The 293-nt window shown below is 63.5% G+C and carries 1 pseudogene; it reads right to left on the bottom strand.

Annotation, left to right across the window (positions count from 1 at the left end):
- Window positions 1-293: pseudogene (locus OZ411_RS43280) on the bottom strand (hypothetical protein); the annotation flags it as partial.

The following is a 293-nucleotide window of genomic DNA, read 5'->3' as shown; positions in this document are numbered from 1 at the left end:
CTGTCCTGGATGTTGTTCTGGATTTCCACCCGACGCAGCCCCAGCATCGGCTCATGCGCGACGATCGTGTCGCCGATCGTGACGCTCTTGTACTGCTTCAGGAGCTCGCGGCCGGCCTTCAGCATCTGGTCGTTCTTGGCGACGCAGCCTTTGGTCGAGGCCTTGTAGGCGTTGGCCTCGCCCTCGAACTTGGCCCGCGCGGCGTCCTTGTCGCGCGCGACATTGGCCGCCTCTTCATAGGCCGACTTCCATTTCTCCAGCGTCTCGTCGCGCTCGGCGAGGCGCTTGTTGAA

The sequence above is a fragment of the Bradyrhizobium sp. Arg237L genome, assembly GCF_029990105.1.
In the GTDB taxonomy this organism is placed as follows: Bacteria; Pseudomonadota; Alphaproteobacteria; order Rhizobiales; family Xanthobacteraceae; genus Bradyrhizobium.
Note: the sequence above shows the minus strand (reverse complement) of the source record. Positions and strands in the feature narration are given on the sequence as shown.